Source organism: Streptomyces sp. NBC_01537 (assembly GCF_045040445.1).
Taxonomy (GTDB): Bacteria; Actinomycetota; Actinomycetes; order Streptomycetales; family Streptomycetaceae; genus Actinacidiphila.
Map to the genome: position 1 here is coordinate 5,779,198 of NZ_CP109392.1, position 14,009 is coordinate 5,793,206.

The following is a 14,009-nucleotide window of genomic DNA, read 5'->3' on the forward strand; positions in this document are numbered from 1 at the left end:
CCCACCATGACGACCCATGACGACCTCGTCGCCCGCGCCGTAGCCCTCCAGCCGTTGTTGCGCGAGCACGCGGCGGTCACCGAGACCGACCGCCGTGTACCGGACGAGGTGATCGACGCGATCACCCAAGCCGGGCTGCTCAAGCTCTCGGTCCCGAAGCGGTACGGCGGTCACCAGACGTCCATGCGCACCATGCTCGACGTGTCGGCCGCGCTGGCCGAGGGCGACGGGTCGACCTCCTGGGTCGTGACCCTCGTCAACGTCTGCAACTGGCTCACCAGCCTCTTCCCCGCCAAGGCCCAGGACGACGTGTTCGGCGCCAACCCGGACGCCCGGGTCACCGGTGTCCTCACCCCTACCTCCACGGCCGTCAAGGTGGAGGGCGGCTGGCAGGTGTCAGGCCGCTGGTACTACAACTCCGGCTCCTCGCACTCCGACTGGGCCGTGCTCGGCGTGCCGCTCACCGACCACAAGGGTGAGGTCGTCGACCAGGGGCTGGTCCTGGCACCCCGTACGGACCTCTCCCTGGAGGACACGTGGTTCGTGGCCGGCATGAAGGGCACGGCGAGCAACTGCCTTGTCGCCGAGGACATCTTCGTCCCCGAGCACCGCGTGATGTCGGTGCCCGCCGCCATCGAGGGCGACTACCCGACCGAGCACACCGACGAGGTCCTGTCGCGTTCGGCGTTCGTACCCGTCCTCGCACTCGTCCTGGCCGGACCTCAACTGGGCCTGGGACGCGCGGCATTGAACTACGTCACGGAGAAGGCCACCCGCAAACCCATCTCCTACACCTTCTACGAGACCCAGGCGGACTCGGTCGCCGTGCAGCTGCAGATCGCCGAGGCCGCCCTGCGCATCGACACCGCCACCCTGCACGCACGGCGTGCCGCCGAAACCATCGACCAGGCGGCGCAGGACGGCACGTATCCCGACTTCACCGAGCGTGCCCGGGTGCGGGCGGACACCGGCTGGGCCATCCAGAACGTGCTCGAAGCGATCAACACGCTCGTCAGTGTGCACGGAGCCGGCTCCTTCGCCGAGGTCAACCCGCTGCAGCGGATCTGGCGCGACGCCAACGCCGCCGGCCGCCACGCGGTCGCCGCGCCGACCGTAGCGATGGAGGTCTACGGCAAGGCGCTGCTCGGCATCGACGAGAAGATCACCCCTCTCGTCTGACGGGGCACAGCACATCATCCTCAACCCGCAAGGAGCAGCACGTGCGTACCGCCAACCTCTCCGGGCGTCTCGTCCTCGTCACCGACGACGAGAGTGCCGTCGACGTCGAGCAGGCCAGTGATGGCCGCTTCGGTCCCGACCCCCAGAGCGTCTACGAACACTGGAAGGCCTTCCGCGAGTGGGCGGCGGTCGCCGACCTGCCCCCTGGCAGGCCCTTCGCCACCGCGGACCTCGGTTCGCCCGCACCTGCCCCTCGGCAGGTGCTCGCCGCAGGGCTCAACTACCGGGCGCACGCGGACGAATCCGGCTTCGCGGTGCCCGACACCCTGCCGCCGGTCTTCACCAAGTACGTCTCCAGCATCACCGGCCCGGTGACCGAGGTGCGACTGCCGGAGGGCGGTCACACCGACTGGGAGGTCGAACTCGTCGCCGTCATCGGCGAGTGGGCGTACCAGGTCGGGGAGGGCGACGCCTGGCGGTACGTCGCCGGGCTCACCGTGGGCCAGGACGTCTCGGAGCGGATCACCCAACTACAGGGCCCCGCTCCCCAGTTCGGTCTGGGCAAGTCCTATCCGGGCTTCACCCCGATGGGACCGTACCTGGTCACCCCGGACGCCCTGGATGACCGTGACGACCTCGAACTGGGCTGCTCGATCAACGGCGAGGAGGTCCAGAAGGGCCGTACCCGCGACCTGATCTTCTCCCTGCCCGCGCTGGTGTCCCGGCTGTCGGCCGTGCTCCCGCTGCTGCCCGGCGACGTCATCTTCACCGGCACCCCCGCCGGGGTGGGAATGGGCCGCACACCTCAGCGCTGGCTCGCCGACGGCGACGTGCTCGTCAGCCATGTGCGGGGGATCGGCGAACTGCGCCAGACCTTCCATGCCTGAGCACCCCGCACCCACCCCGGTATCTCTCCGCGTCCAGGAGTTCAGTATGGCCCTGCACCGTCTCTCCTCCGTCGTCATGGGTGTTCCCGACACCGGACGGACCGCCGCCTACTACACCGACTTCGGCCTGGCCCCAGAAGCGGACGGCTGGTTCAGCACCCGCGACGGAGGCCGCCAGCTCCGCATCACCCACGCACCCACCCGCCGCCTCGTCGAGCTCACCGTCGGCGTCGACCACCCCGACGACCTGGCGGAGGCCGCCCACCGGCTCGACCGGCTCGGCGTCCCCGTCCAGCGGGATGCCGGCGCCCTCATCGCGTACGAGAAGACCACCGGCGTCCGCGCCGTCCTGCGCGTCGAGCCGCGCGTCGCGCAGCCGGAGACCCCGCCCACTCCGTACAACGGTCCCGGCCGCATAGAACGGAGTGGGACTCGCGCACCTGGAATCACGCGTGACACCCCCGTCCGCCCTCGCAAGCTGGGCCACGCGGTGCTGGGCACCACCGACTTCGAGGCCACCACCGGCTTCTTCCGCGACGGCCTCGGCTTCAAGGTCTCCGACCTCATGGGTGACGTCGGCGCGTTCCTGCGCTGCTCCACCGACCACCACAACGTCCTCGTGCTCGCCGCGCCGGTGGCCTTCTTGCACCACACCTCCTGGCAGGTCGACGACGTCGACGAGATCGGCCGCGGCGCCATGGCCATGCTGGAGGACCACCCGGAACGGCACGTGTGGGGCCTGGGCCGCCACCACGCCGGCTCCAACTTCTTCTGGTACCTGAAGGACCCGGCCGGCAACTTCTCCGAGTACTACTCCGACCTGGACTGTGTCGTCGACGACCAGCTGTGGAAGCCGGAGGTCTTCGAAGGCGCCAAGGGCCTGTTCAACTGGGGCCCGCCCCCGCCGCCCTCCTTCATCAGGCCCGACGACCTCGCCGCGCTCATGACGGACTCGCACAGCAACTAGCCATTCGCCCGAGGAGACCCCATATGAGCAGTACGGAAGCGACGACGCCCCCGCCCGAGACCGACTTCGACCACCACGCCCCCAGTCTGAGCGTCAGCCACGACGTGGTTCTCGCCACGTATGCCGACCTGCGTGAGCGGTGTCCGGTGGTGCACAGCTCCGCCCACAACGGGTTCTACGTCACGACCCGTTACCAGGCCCTGCGCACGGTGACCGGTGACGCGGAGCGCTTCAGCGCGGCGGACGGGGTCATCCTCCCCAGCCGGGACCTGCCCAAGATCGTGCCGCTGGAATACGAGGGTCCGGAACACGACGCGTGGCGCACCCTCATGCTCGCCCCGCTGACGCCGGCCAAGGTGCGCGAGCTGGGGCCGGTGATCGACGACATCGTGCGCGCACAGATCGACGGCTTCGCCCGGGACGGCAGGGCCGACCTCGCGTCGGCCGTCGCCGAGACCGTGCCCGCTCTGGTCATCTCGCACATGGTGGGGCTGTCTGCCGAAGCGGCTCCCCGCATGCGGGAACTGGGGTCGGCGATGGTCGCCGCTCAGAACACGGACCGGATGCCCCAGGCCGCGAAGGAGTTCTTCGCGTTCGCCGCCGCCCAACTCGAAGACCGGCGCCAAAACCCCCGGGACGACTACCTCACCCAGCTCGCCTCAGGGGCCCTGGGAGACCGGCCGCTGACCGACGACGAGGTCGGCGGCATCCTGATGTCCTTCTTCATCGGCGGCCATCACTCGACCACGGCGGCCATCGCCGCTCTCCTGCACCACATCCTGACCGAGAGCGGTGTCCGGGAGGAACTCGCGAACGACCCCGGGGTCCTCCCCAAGGTGATCGAGGAGAGTTTGCGGCTGTCGACGCCACTGGCCCATTTCGCGCGCACCGTCCTGCAGGACACCGAGATCGAGGGGTGCCCCGTCCCGGCGGGCAGCCGGATCCTGCTCAACTACGTCTCGGCCAACCGCGACGAGGAGAGGTTCACAGACCCCGACCGGTTCGACTTCGGCCGACGCCCCAACCCGCATGTCGCCTTCGGGTTCGGCGGACACCTGTGCATCGGGCGCCACCTGGCCCGCGCGGAATTGACCGCCGTCGCCACCCAGCTCCTCACCCGGCTGCCGGACATCGAGACCGACGGCGAGGTGCGGTTCAGCGGCCTCATCGGCGGCAACCTCCGCAGAATCCTGGAGCTTCCCGTCAGGTTCACACCCGAGACCCCGGACGCCCGGCAGAACAGGACGGCAGACGGAAAGTGACCAAGATAACGTTCGTGCGGCCCGGCGGTGAGCGGGAGACCGTGAACGCGGAACCCGGCAGCAGCGTGATGGAGGCGGCCGTCGGCAACGGCATCGACGAGATCATCGCGGAGTGCGGCGGCTGCCTCGCCTGCGCCACCTGCCATGTGTACGTCGACGAGGCCGACCTGGACCGGCTGCCGCCGCCCAGCGCCGCGGAGAACGCGATGCTGGACGCGACGGCGGCCCCGCGCACGCCGTGCAGCAGACTCTCGTGCCAGCTCAAGACCACCCCGGAACTCGGGGACCTCACGGTGTGCCTCCCGTCGGAGCAGTACTGATGGATCAGCCGGGAGTCGTCATCGTCGGCGCGGGGCACGCCGGATTCACCGCTGCCGCCGCACTGCGTCAGAAGGGCTACACCGAAGCCGTGACGCTCGTGACGGCTGAGGACGACCTGCCCTACCAGCGGCCACCGCTGTCCAAGGGGTACCTGGCCGGCGACATCGGCGGGCAGCGCCTCGCGTTCAGACCGGCGGACTTCTACGAACGCACACGCATCGGCCTGCGTCGCGGCGACCCCGCCGAGTGGATCGACCGCGAGGCGAAGGCCCTCCTCCTCTCTTCCGGGCAGTCACTGCGCTACGACCATCTGGTCCTGGCCACGGGATCGACGCCGAGGACCGCCGTACTGCCCGGTGCCGACCTCGACGGCGTGTTCCGGCTCCACTCCCGTGCCGACGCCGACGCACTGCGTGAGCGCCTTGCCGCCGCGCACGACATGGTGATCGTCGGCGGTGGGTTCATCGGCCTGGAACTCGCCGCTCACGCACGAGGCCAGGACAAGGACGTCACCGTGGTGGAGAGCACCGATCGCCTCCTGGGGAGGGCGGTGTCCCCCGTGACGTCCGCGTTCTTCCACGACACGCATCTGTCGTGGGGCTGCCGGGTTCTCCTGGGGTCACCGGTCGCGGGGCTGGTCGGCGACGAGACGGGCCGCGTGCGAGGGGTCCGGCTGCAGGAGGGCTCCGTACTGGACGCCGATCTCGTCGTGATCGGTGTAGGGGCGCGCGCCAACACGGAGCTCGCCGAACGCTCGGGCCTGAGCGTCGACAACGGTGTGGTGGTGGACGCGGGCCTGCGGACCTCCGACCCGCACGTCCACGCGATCGGTGACTGCGCCCGCTACCCCAGCGGCTGCCGGACGGTCCGGTACGAATGCGTGGAGAACGCGGTCGGCCAAGCGCGCACCGTCGCCGAGGAACTGACGACCGGCCGACCGCAGAACTACCGAAGAGTCCCGTCGTTCTGGAGCGACCAACGGGATCTCAAGCTCCAGATCGCCGGCGACTCCACCGGCCATGACCGCGTGGTTCTCCTGGGCGACCCGGCCGAAGGGAGTTTCTCCGTGCAGTGTTTCCACGGCGCAACCCTGGTGGCCGTCGAGTCGGTCAACCGTCCTTCGGACCACGTCTCCGCCCGCCAACAGCTAAAACCGACCTGAACCGAGGAGTTCACGTGATAGAGCTCAGGGACATCGATCCCTCGACCCCCTTCCTGGCACAACTGCAAGGCCCGGACGACGGACAGCCCATCACCCTCGTCAACACCTTCGTCGTTCCCGAAGGCGGGATCGACAAGGTCATCGACGTCTGGCGCCAGGATTCCATGATCATGAAAGCGCAGCCCGGCTTCGTCTCCGCGCAGTTGCACCGAGCAATCGGCGACGGTCGCGTCCTGACAAACGTGGCCGTCTGGGAGTCCCTCACCTCGCTGAGAAACGCGTTCATGAGCCAGGAGTTCCAGAACACGCTGCCGCTCTACCCGGACGGGTCGCTGGCGTTCCCGGTCGTGATGCGCAGGGAAGCGGTGGCCGGAGTGTGTGTGGCCTGATCGCCCACGATCAAAAGCTCTAAAGCTAGATGTACTCTTCGGGGATGAGTGAGTCCGTCACCCGAGAGCCCTCGGTGCAGTTGGTCCGGGTCATCTGGACCCTGCACCGAGTCCTGTACCAGCGCCAGTCGCCCCCGAGCGGTGAGTCACGGCGCCCGCTCGCCCAGGTGGAAGTCCTGCGGCTGGTCGACAGCCGCCCAGGCGTCAGCGTCCGCGAGGCGGCCGAGGCGCTGGGCATGCAGCCCAACAACGTCAGCACCCTCGTCACGCAACTCGTCCGCGACGGCTTCCTGGAGCGCCGTACCAGCGCCCACGACAAGCGCTATGTCGAGCTCCACCCGACCGACAAGATGCGCACCGCGGGCGGCGAGGTCGACGACAGCCTCCACAACGCGATCACCGAGGCCCTCGGTCAGCTGCCCCCGGAGACATCCCGGCGTATCACCGCCGCCCTGCCCGACCTGTGGGAGCTCGCCCGGACCCTCACCCCCGCGTCCCGGTGAGCCCGACGGGCACGAGCGGCGCGCCGGTACACGGCGCGCCGCTCTTCGTTGCACGGGCTCGTCCTGCCGCCCGTTCGGCTCGCTCAGTCGGTACTGACCGTGACCGGTAGCGATTCCAGACCCCGCAGGACGTTGTTGAAGTGCCGGACCGGCTCGCCCGCCTCAATGCGGCGAACCCTGCTGAGCAGCGCGTGCAGGATCGCCTCGCCCTCCAGCCGGGCCAGTGCCTGCCCCGCGCAGCCGTGCAGGCCGTACCCGAAGGCCAGGTGGTCCGCGTTCGCCCGGGTGATGTCGAACCGGTCGGCGTCGGCCCACTTGCGTTCGTCCCGGTTGGCGCAGCCGTACAGGATGGCCAGCCGCGAACCTGCCGGGACAGTGAGGTCCCCGACGGTCCAGTCGGCCGCCGCGGTACGACCGAAGACTTGCACCGGTGACTCGTGGCGCAGGACCTCCCGGAACGCCTGCGGCACCAGCGACGGGTCGGCCCGCAGCGCGTCCCACTGGTCGGGATGCTCGGCGAGCAGCCAGACGGCGTGACCGATGGCGTGCACGGTGGTGTCCATCCCAGCGGTGACGTACCCCATCACCAGCCACGGAGCGGACTCCTGCGGAATGTCTCCCGCGTCGGCGGCCTCGTACACCGCGCTTCCCATGCTGCCCTCGGTCAGCGCTCCGCGGGCCGCACTGGTCATCACGTAGTCGGCCAGCTCAGGCAGCTTCGCGGCCGACGCCCGGGTGCGGTCGCTGTCGGGTCCGAAGCAGTTGAAGTTCGCGTCGACCAGCGGCATCAACCGCTCGCGTCCCTCGCGCGGCAGCCCGATCAGGTCACCGACGACCTCCACTGGGAACCAGCACGCGAGATCGGCCACCGCGTCGAACGATCCCTTCGCGACCAGCCGTTCGACCAGTTCCTCCGCGCGCCGGGTGATGTCGGGCTTCAGGTCGCGCATGGCCCGGGGAGCCAGACGGGAGGCCATGACGCCTCGGAGCCTGTCGTGCAGCGGCGGGGCCGCGCTCAGGATTGATCCTTCGAGGTACTGGTTGAACCGGTCGTTCAGCGCGATGTCGGCCGACGAGAAGGCCTCCCAGTCGCCGAGCACGTGGCGCGCTTCGGCGTAGCGCGGGACGGCGAGCACGTCGTACCGGTCCAGACGGACGACGGGGCCGGCATCGCGCAGTTCACGGAACACCGTGTACGGCGCGGCCATGACCTCCTCGGAGAATATGTCGGCATCCGAGCGCGGGACGGTGGCGATGGATTCCATCAGAGCCTCTTTCCGTGCGCCCATGGGCGCTGGGCGAGTCTGGCGAGTCGGGGCGCCGGCATCGGGACGTTCACCACGGGGTGGTGCCGTGACCGTCCACGGTGGGCTCGCCGTCAGGCGGCAGACGGCCTGCCGGGTGGGCCTTCAGCCCGAAGGCCTCGGTCCGGACGAGGGGCAGCGCGGGATCGGCCGCGTGGGCCGGCCTGAGACCGAGCAGGATGGCCGCGGCGGCCTTGAACCGGGACAGCGCGCTCGACCAGTGCGGGGTGCGCACGCGGCGTCCGTGGAGTCGGAGAACCCCGCCCGGGACACCCTCCCGACGACGATGTGGCGCCGAGTAGTCATCTCGACGCCAATGCGCGGGACATGGTCAGGGCGGCTACAGGACAGGCCCGCACTGCGGAGTCGGCCGTGGGCATGTGCGCCGCGGAAATCTCGACGGCGTGGATGACCAACTCGTCGTCCTCGTCGAGGTGCACCAGCTCCGGTGCGGCCTGTTCGCACATCCCGTAGCCCTCGCACCGCTGTCTGTCGACCGACAGCCGGCCTGTTTCCCGTTGCTCCATCGCAACTCCTGTCGTGGCCCGCGTGCAGCACCCATCGGCATATTGCTGATCACCCTGAAACTAAGACGCTGCGACCTGAAAATCAAGTCAAGTGTCCTATAAAACAGAACTCCTGTACGTCAGTCCCCGGTGACCGCCAGTTGGTCGTTGATGAGGTCGGCCGCGTTGCGCACCGCTTCGATCACCTGCGGGAGCCGGCGGTCGGGGACTCTGTGCTCCAGGGCGGCGACACTCAGCGCGGCGACCACGGCCCCGGAGGCTCCGCGCACGGGTGCGGCGATACCGAGGATGTCCGCGTCGAGTTCACCGCGGCTGACGCAGTACCCGTCACGGCGGATGTCCGCGAGCCGTTCCACGACCGCGTCGACATCCGTCATGGTGCGGGCGGTGAACCGCTGCAGCCGCTGCCCTTGCAGCAGCTCACGGCACTCCTGCTCGGGCAGCCATGCGAGCAGCGCCAGAGCGGAGGCGCCGGCGTTCGCCGGCAGGACACTGCCGCGCTCGTAGGAGATCCGCACAGGATGGTCCGCCTCGCACCGCTCCACGCAGATGGCGGCTCCGCCGGCCCGGCGAGTCAGCAGCACGGTCTCTCCGACCTGGGCGCACAGCTGCCTCATCACGGGCAGGGCGATCTCCGACAGGCCGTACCCTCGCCTGGCGAGCCGGGCCAGCTCCAGAACGCGCAGCCCCAGCCGGAAACCGCCGCCGGGATCCTCCTCCAGGAAGCCGCCCCCCACGAGGCTCTGCAAGTACCGGTAGGCGGTCGAGCGGGCTGTCCCCAGGGCGGTGGCCACTTCCTGGCCGGAAACGGAAAGCTTGTTCTCCGAGAACAGCCCGAGGATGTCCAGCGCGCGGTCCGCGGTCGAGTTGCGCTCCCGGTACTGACCCACCGGAGCGACCTTTTCTGACTTAGGTCCTGTCATGCAGGACATCGTACGTGTATCCGGGGAGGTCGGGGGCGCCGATCCTCGAGATCACTGGACCGGCCGGTAGGCGGCGCCGCCGTCGTTCAGCAGCCGCTCGGCCTCGGCGTAGATCTCCTCGGGCGGGAGGCCGAAGTCGATGGACTTGCGGAAGGGCTGGCGCACATCCCGCTCGATCCGCAGGTAGACCTCGTTGCGGTTGCCCTCGGGGTCGAAGAAGTAGATACCGAGGGCGTTGCCGTGCGTGACCTCCTGCTGGACCTTCACTCCTTCCGCTTCGAACCGCCGATGGAAGGCGCGCAGGTCCTCGACGGACTCCACGCGCCAGGAGATCTGGTGCTGCTGCTTGTCCCCGAGGGGTGAGGTGCGCCCGGCCTGAAGCACGAACTCGTGATGCTCCTCCTGTGGCCGCGCACTGAAGAACACGATCTCCAGGCCCTCGTCCTCGTCGGTGACGGTCAGCCCCATGACGCGCTCGTAGAAGTCCCGCATCTTCGGCAGGTCGTACACCCACAGTCCGGTGTGACCGAGTCCGGTGATGGCCATGACTGCCACTCCTCAGTGTGTCTCGATTATCAGGACTACTGTCCCGTATATCGCAACTAGAGTACGATCAGTCGCGGCATCGGTCAATGAAGGAAGAGGTGCACAGGCATGCGACTTGCGACTTTGCGGACGGGTAGTGGGAACCGAGCGGCCCGGCGTGACGGGGAGTCCTACGTTCTGCTTTCCCATGCTGACGTGGGTGCCCTGCTCAATTCCGGCGACGGCTGGTTCCAGGCCGCTGCAGCGACGGACGGCGAACGCATCGCCGTCGGCGACGCCGCTTTCGCCCCGTTGGTGCCCCACCCGAACAAGATCATCTGCCTTGGGCTGAACTACGCGACACACATCAAGGAGATGGGGCGGGACACGCCCCGTTACCCGACGCTGTTCGCGAAGTACGACGGCGCCCTCATCGGGGCCAACGACCCCATCACGCTGCCCCGAGTCAGCCGCACCGTGGACTGGGAGGCAGAGCTGGCCTTCGTGATCGGGCGGCCCGCCCGGCATGCGACGAAGGACGAGGCGCTGGACTTCGTCGCCGGTTACAGCATCCTCAACGACGTGACCGTGCGCGAGTACCAGCGCCGCACGCGGGAGTTCCTGGCCGGCAAGACGTTCGAGGCGACCACCCCTCTGGGACCCGAGCTGGTCACCGCGGACGAGTTCGGCGGCAAGGAGCCCGACCTGGAGATCCGCTGCGAGGTGGACGGTGAGGTGATGCAGCACTCCCGCACGTCCGACCTGCTGTTCGGTATCGCCGACATCGTGACGTACGTCAGCGGCATCATCACGCTGCTACCCGGAGATGTGATCTGCACCGGCACGCCGGGAGGTGTCGGCGACGGGCGTGACCCCAAGGTGTACCTCAAGGACGGCCAGACCCTGCGGACCGTCATCGAGGGCCTCGGCGAGACCGTGAACCGGTGCGCCCTGGAGACGCGGGACTGAGCAGCTCGCAGGTGCGGAGCCAGGTGATGCCGGGCTCCGCAGTCTCGTGACCGCATGGGCATTGCATAACAGGACATGCAACCTGAAAAACAGGGCATCGGACGCCCTGGCGCTGCCCGGGGCGCTTTGGTCCCGCGCGCGACTCCGTTGCCCCATTCCGAGCGGTCGCCGGTCAGGCTGTGTGCGCATGTGGGTAAGGCGTTCGAGTCTGCTGGTCCGGGAGGCGCCACCAGCCACGGCGGGGCGCCGGACGCGCGCACCGCCCGGCACAGCATCAGCGCGTCCTGCCCGAACACCACCGCGAGCCGGTCCCGCTTGGTCAGTGAGGCCGGCAGCCTCCACCCGTCCATGCGCGGGCCGTAGCGGTGCGCCAGTTCGGGCCCATCCACCGCGCCGGCCAGCCACTCGGGCGCGGCCGGCGGCAGCAGCGCAGCGATTCCACCCATGCCATCAGCGCGGTGAGGGACCTGAACCGGGCTGGCTGCGCGTCACGTCATCGTGGTCGCGCTGCCACCAAGGTCACGCCATGCAGACCCCTCCACCGCCGCCTTGCTCAGCAACTGCCGCGTGCAGATGGGCCGGGCGCATAATCCGCCGCGATCGCCGCGAACTCCGGCGTGCAGACGGCCTCGCGGAGAGCGGCGGGGGACTGCCGGTCCGCGAGGTCGATCAGCATGGTGCCATCACCCGGCGTCCGGTGCAGTGGCGCGTTGAGCAGGCCGGGCTGGGACCTCATGTAGTCGGCGTGCCCGGTCCACCGGCCAGGTCGTCGATGGAGGAGCTGGTCATCCGACGCACACACCCGGGACGGCCTGCTTGTGCACGGCGACCGGGTGCGCGACCGCGCCGTCCGGGTAGCGCGACAGCATGCTCTGGAACTCATCGGTCATGAAAGCGTTCCTGAGTGCCGTCAGCGACTCCCAGACGGCCACATTCGTCAGGACATGACAGTCCCCGATACCGCGGTACAGCTGAGCCTCGACGAAGCCGGGTTGCGCCTTCATGTACAGCGCGTCATGGCGCCAGATGTCGATGACCTCTTCGGCCTGCCCTTCGGGGGCGACGAAGGTGTTGACGAGGGTGATGGGCTGTCCGTCGTCCGGCCCCTGAAGTTGGGCCTGGAAGGGGTGCGAGGGGTCGAGATGCCTCAGTTCGAGCATGGGAGTTCCTCTCATTGGTGAAGCCGGTGATTGGTAACGCTGGTGATCGGTGACGCCGGTTGTTGTTCGACCCGGTCATCGGTCCGGTCGGGCCGTCGGTCCCGAACGCAGGTGGGGGGCGCCTGAACAGACCCTTGGCGCCTGCGAGGACGTCAGCGTGAGATGTGCCGTTCGTGTGGGATCGCTGCACTGGCGGTGGTGGGGGAGAGGGGCAGGGCCCCGTGAACCAGGAGTTGCGTCGGAGCCGTGCCGAGGTGGGCCGACCGCGATGAGCGGGTCAGCCTGTTGTGCTGGGAGGACCGAAGCGGAAGAGATGCGAAGGCGTCGAGCGCCGCGCCTCGGCCTGGTCCCTGTGCCCGGAAGCTACAGGAACTGCGTTCACCGTGCGAGCAATTTACCATAATGAATATAAAGAAGAAAGTGGGCGTGCTGCTCCTCTGCCGCGTTCGACGAGGCGTCCCCCTGGCTCAGGCCTCGGGCTGCTGCGGGATCTCCCCGGCGAGTGGCCGTGTGCGGCGTTGGTGCACGGTCTCCGACAGGGGGGTATCGACCAGGCAGGTTGCCAACAAGCTCGTGGTGGAAGTCAGGTCGAGTCCATCCAGCCGGCCGCGCATCCAGGTACGGAAGATCTCCTTGCGCTCGCGGGCGGCGTGAGCGAGTTCGCGCCCGCGTGGGGTGCAGGAGATCTCGATCCGGCGGCGGTCGTCGCTGGCGGACTCCCGTTGAAGAAGCCCCGAGGCGACCAGTCGATCCACCAGTCGGCTCGGATGCCCCCCTTCCGCGATCAGGAGTGTGCCCAACTCGCCGAGGGACAGCGGACCGTACCGGTCGAGAAGCTGCAGTGCCTCGGCTTGGCTCGTGGTGATCCCCAGCGGTCGCAGCAGGTCGTTGATCCGGCGGTCCGCCTCCCGTGTCAGCGCCTTGACCAGCAGGCCGAACTCCTCGATCGCATCCATGCCGCCATGATAGATGACAGGCGAACATGTGCCGTGTAACCATGTGCTGTGTGATGTATTCTCGCTGCGCATGATTCGGAAGGGGCTCTTGATGTCCAGCACCCCCCGCACCGTCGTCGTCACCGGCGCGAACAGCCGCACCGGACGCGACCTTTTGCCCCTTGTCTCAGACCCGAACGTGCGCGTGACAGCACTCGTCCGGACGCCGGAGGATCTGCCCGCCGACGAAGTCGTCCCGGACTGGACTCGGTCCCCGCGGGCCGTCGAGGTCATCGCGAACGCGTCGGTGGTCGTCCACCTCAGCGGCGTTTTCGCCGCTCCTGACCTCGACACCTACGAGGCCGGCAACGTCGCTTCCACGCGCAGGGTCGTGGACTCGATCCACCCTGCGGCGCGGCTCATCTACGTGTCGTACGTGGGCGCGGACTCGGCGCACGACAACTGGTACATCAGGACGAAGGGGCAGGCCGAGGACCTGGTCAACTCCGTCAGCGACAGTGTGATCTTCCGTGTCCACCCGATGGTGGGTGGACACGATGACCCCCGCCCGTTCGAGCTGATGCTCCGTCAAAAGGGCCCGGATGCTCCGGTTCGCGTCATGGGTGACGGCACGCAGCAGTTCCGCCCGGTCCACGCCGCCGACGTCATCGACGCGATCGTCCGTGCCACCCACGGTCTCGGCAAGGCCGGTACCTACGACCTCGTCGGCCCGAGTGATCTCACCATCGAGGACATGGCGGAAAAGATCAACGGGTATGCCGTGCCGATCGACCGTGTGCCGATCGACCGGGTCGCCGTTCCGCCGGGGCCGCCCGCGACCGTCGTAGACCTGCTCGCGAACCCGACGCGGTCGTCCGACCCGGACACGGTGGCGCGGATCTTCGAGCTGACGCTCACCCGCCCCGAGACCGGGTGGCCGATCGCCGGACCGGTCAGTTCCTGATCCACCCCTGTCGAGCTGCCTGACCGACGTCC

18 protein-coding genes are annotated in these 14,009 nt (G+C 68.7%); 10 read left to right on the forward strand and 8 right to left on the reverse strand.

Annotated elements, in window-relative coordinates; translation table 11 throughout:
• Nucleotides 1–6: 6 nt before the first annotated feature.
• Genes OG607_RS26635 through OG607_RS26670 form a run of 8 tightly spaced genes read left to right on the forward strand, consistent with a single transcriptional unit; the run spans nt 7 to nt 6,670 of the window.
• The gene (locus OG607_RS26635; RefSeq protein WP_405728439.1) at nt 7–1,179 is read left to right on the forward strand and encodes an acyl-CoA dehydrogenase family protein; all 1,173 of its coding nucleotides are present in this window, start codon (nt 7–9) and stop codon (nt 1,177–1,179) included.
• A 41-nt stretch (nt 1,180–1,220) separates the two neighbouring features.
• On the forward strand, nt 1,221–2,066 hold the full coding sequence (locus OG607_RS26640; protein ID WP_405728442.1) for a fumarylacetoacetate hydrolase family protein: 846 nt from the start codon (nt 1,221–1,223) through the stop codon (nt 2,064–2,066).
• 46 nt (nt 2,067–2,112) lie between these two features.
• Nucleotides 2,113–3,033 carry a VOC family protein gene (locus tag OG607_RS26645; RefSeq protein ID WP_405728445.1) on the forward strand — a complete coding sequence of 307 codons (921 nt, stop codon included), beginning with the start codon at nt 2,113–2,115 and terminating at the stop codon, nt 3,031–3,033.
• 23 nt (nt 3,034–3,056) lie between these two features.
• Nucleotides 3,057–4,295 carry a cytochrome P450 gene (locus tag OG607_RS26650; RefSeq protein WP_405728447.1) on the forward strand — a complete coding sequence of 413 codons (1,239 nt, stop codon included), beginning with the start codon at nt 3,057–3,059 and terminating at the stop codon, nt 4,293–4,295.
• The gene (locus OG607_RS26655; RefSeq protein WP_405728450.1) at nt 4,292–4,615 is read left to right on the forward strand and encodes a 2Fe-2S iron-sulfur cluster-binding protein; all 324 of its coding nucleotides are present in this window, start codon (nt 4,292–4,294) and stop codon (nt 4,613–4,615) included. The genes OG607_RS26650 and OG607_RS26655 overlap by 4 nt, the downstream gene beginning before the upstream one ends.
• Nucleotides 4,615–5,778 carry an NAD(P)/FAD-dependent oxidoreductase gene (locus OG607_RS26660; protein ID WP_405728453.1) on the forward strand — a complete coding sequence of 388 codons (1,164 nt, stop codon included), beginning with the start codon at nt 4,615–4,617 and terminating at the stop codon, nt 5,776–5,778. Before OG607_RS26655 ends, OG607_RS26660 begins: the two co-directional genes overlap by 1 nt.
• Nucleotides 5,779–5,792: 14 nt before the next feature.
• Nucleotides 5,793–6,167, forward strand: coding sequence for an antibiotic biosynthesis monooxygenase family protein (locus OG607_RS26665; protein WP_405728456.1), 375 nt, complete (start codon nt 5,793–5,795; stop codon nt 6,165–6,167).
• A gap of 44 nt (nt 6,168–6,211) precedes the next feature.
• Entirely contained in the window at nt 6,212–6,670 is a 459-nt protein-coding gene (locus tag OG607_RS26670; protein ID WP_405728459.1) for a MarR family winged helix-turn-helix transcriptional regulator, read from the forward strand.
• Between the two features lie 83 nt (nt 6,671–6,753).
• Here the strand turns inward: OG607_RS26670 and OG607_RS26675 are convergent, their stop codons facing one another.
• The 5 genes from OG607_RS26675 to OG607_RS26695 all read right to left on the reverse strand — a co-directional run bounded on the left by OG607_RS26675 (nt 6,754) and on the right by OG607_RS26695 (nt 9,970).
• Nucleotides 6,754–7,935, reverse strand: coding sequence for a cytochrome P450 (locus OG607_RS26675; protein WP_405728462.1), 1,182 nt, complete (start codon nt 7,933–7,935; stop codon nt 6,754–6,756).
• Nucleotides 7,936–8,005: 70 nt separating this feature from the next.
• Nucleotides 8,006–8,209, reverse strand: coding sequence for a hypothetical protein (locus OG607_RS26680; protein WP_405728465.1), 204 nt, complete (start codon nt 8,207–8,209; stop codon nt 8,006–8,008).
• Nucleotides 8,210–8,276: 67 nt separating this feature from the next.
• Nucleotides 8,277–8,501, reverse strand: coding sequence for a ferredoxin (locus OG607_RS26685; RefSeq protein ID WP_405728468.1), 225 nt, complete (start codon nt 8,499–8,501; stop codon nt 8,277–8,279).
• Between the two features lie 119 nt (nt 8,502–8,620).
• Nucleotides 8,621–9,424 (reverse strand): IclR family transcriptional regulator, encoded by an 804-nt coding sequence (locus OG607_RS26690; protein ID WP_405728471.1) that lies wholly within the window; start codon nt 9,422–9,424, stop codon nt 8,621–8,623.
• A 51-nt stretch (nt 9,425–9,475) separates the two neighbouring features.
• Nucleotides 9,476–9,970: a VOC family protein gene (locus OG607_RS26695; protein WP_405728474.1), complete on the reverse strand. Its 495-nt coding sequence runs from the start codon at nt 9,968–9,970 to the stop codon at nt 9,476–9,478.
• 195 nt (nt 9,971–10,165) lie between these two features.
• Between OG607_RS26695 and OG607_RS26700 the strand changes: the two genes are divergently transcribed.
• Nucleotides 10,166–10,918, forward strand: coding sequence for a fumarylacetoacetate hydrolase family protein (locus OG607_RS26700; protein ID WP_405728477.1), 753 nt, complete (start codon nt 10,166–10,168; stop codon nt 10,916–10,918).
• Nucleotides 10,919–11,471: 553 nt separating this feature from the next.
• Here the strand turns inward: OG607_RS26700 and OG607_RS26705 are convergent.
• The 3 genes from OG607_RS26705 to OG607_RS26715 all read right to left on the reverse strand — a co-directional run bounded on the left by OG607_RS26705 (nt 11,472) and on the right by OG607_RS26715 (nt 13,034).
• The gene (locus tag OG607_RS26705) at nt 11,472–11,654 is read right to left on the reverse strand and encodes a hypothetical protein (RefSeq protein WP_405728479.1); all 183 of its coding nucleotides are present in this window, start codon (nt 11,652–11,654) and stop codon (nt 11,472–11,474) included.
• 49 nt (nt 11,655–11,703) lie between these two features.
• Nucleotides 11,704–12,078 carry an antibiotic biosynthesis monooxygenase family protein gene (locus tag OG607_RS26710; RefSeq protein WP_405728482.1) on the reverse strand — a complete coding sequence of 125 codons (375 nt, stop codon included), beginning with the start codon at nt 12,076–12,078 and terminating at the stop codon, nt 11,704–11,706.
• A 467-nt stretch (nt 12,079–12,545) separates the two neighbouring features.
• Entirely contained in the window at nt 12,546–13,034 is a 489-nt protein-coding gene (locus OG607_RS26715; protein WP_405728485.1) for a MarR family winged helix-turn-helix transcriptional regulator, read from the reverse strand.
• A gap of 91 nt (nt 13,035–13,125) precedes the next feature.
• On the opposite strand from OG607_RS26715, the gene OG607_RS26720 reads away from it, so the two are divergent.
• Entirely contained in the window at nt 13,126–13,977 is an 852-nt protein-coding gene (locus tag OG607_RS26720; RefSeq protein WP_405728488.1) for an SDR family oxidoreductase, read from the forward strand.
• Nucleotides 13,978–14,009 lie beyond the last annotated feature (32 nt).

Coding starts and splice junctions, on each gene's coding strand:
- OG607_RS26635 (WP_405728439.1), top strand. CDS start 7: ATGACGACCCATGACGACCTCGTCGCCCGCGCCGTAGCCCTCCAGCCG.
- OG607_RS26645 (WP_405728445.1), top strand. CDS start 2,113: ATGGCCCTGCACCGTCTCTCCTCCGTCGTCATGGGTGTTCCCGACACC.
- OG607_RS26650 (WP_405728447.1), top strand. CDS start 3,057: ATGAGCAGTACGGAAGCGACGACGCCCCCGCCCGAGACCGACTTCGAC.
- OG607_RS26660 (WP_405728453.1), top strand. CDS start 4,615: ATGGATCAGCCGGGAGTCGTCATCGTCGGCGCGGGGCACGCCGGATTC.
- OG607_RS26670 (WP_405728459.1), top strand. CDS start 6,212: ATGAGTGAGTCCGTCACCCGAGAGCCCTCGGTGCAGTTGGTCCGGGTC.
- OG607_RS26675 (WP_405728462.1), bottom strand. CDS start 7,935: ATGGAATCCATCGCCACCGTCCCGCGCTCGGATGCCGACATATTCTCC.
- OG607_RS26685 (WP_405728468.1), bottom strand. CDS start 8,501: ATGGAGCAACGGGAAACAGGCCGGCTGTCGGTCGACAGACAGCGGTGC.
- OG607_RS26690 (WP_405728471.1), bottom strand. CDS start 9,424: ATGACAGGACCTAAGTCAGAAAAGGTCGCTCCGGTGGGTCAGTACCGG.
- OG607_RS26695 (WP_405728474.1), bottom strand. CDS start 9,970: ATGGCCATCACCGGACTCGGTCACACCGGACTGTGGGTGTACGACCTG.
- OG607_RS26705 (WP_405728479.1), bottom strand. CDS start 11,654: ATGAGGTCCCAGCCCGGCCTGCTCAACGCGCCACTGCACCGGACGCCG.
- OG607_RS26710 (WP_405728482.1), bottom strand. CDS start 12,078: ATGCTCGAACTGAGGCATCTCGACCCCTCGCACCCCTTCCAGGCCCAA.
- OG607_RS26715 (WP_405728485.1), bottom strand. CDS start 13,034: ATGGATGCGATCGAGGAGTTCGGCCTGCTGGTCAAGGCGCTGACACGG.
- OG607_RS26720 (WP_405728488.1), top strand. CDS start 13,126: ATGTCCAGCACCCCCCGCACCGTCGTCGTCACCGGCGCGAACAGCCGC.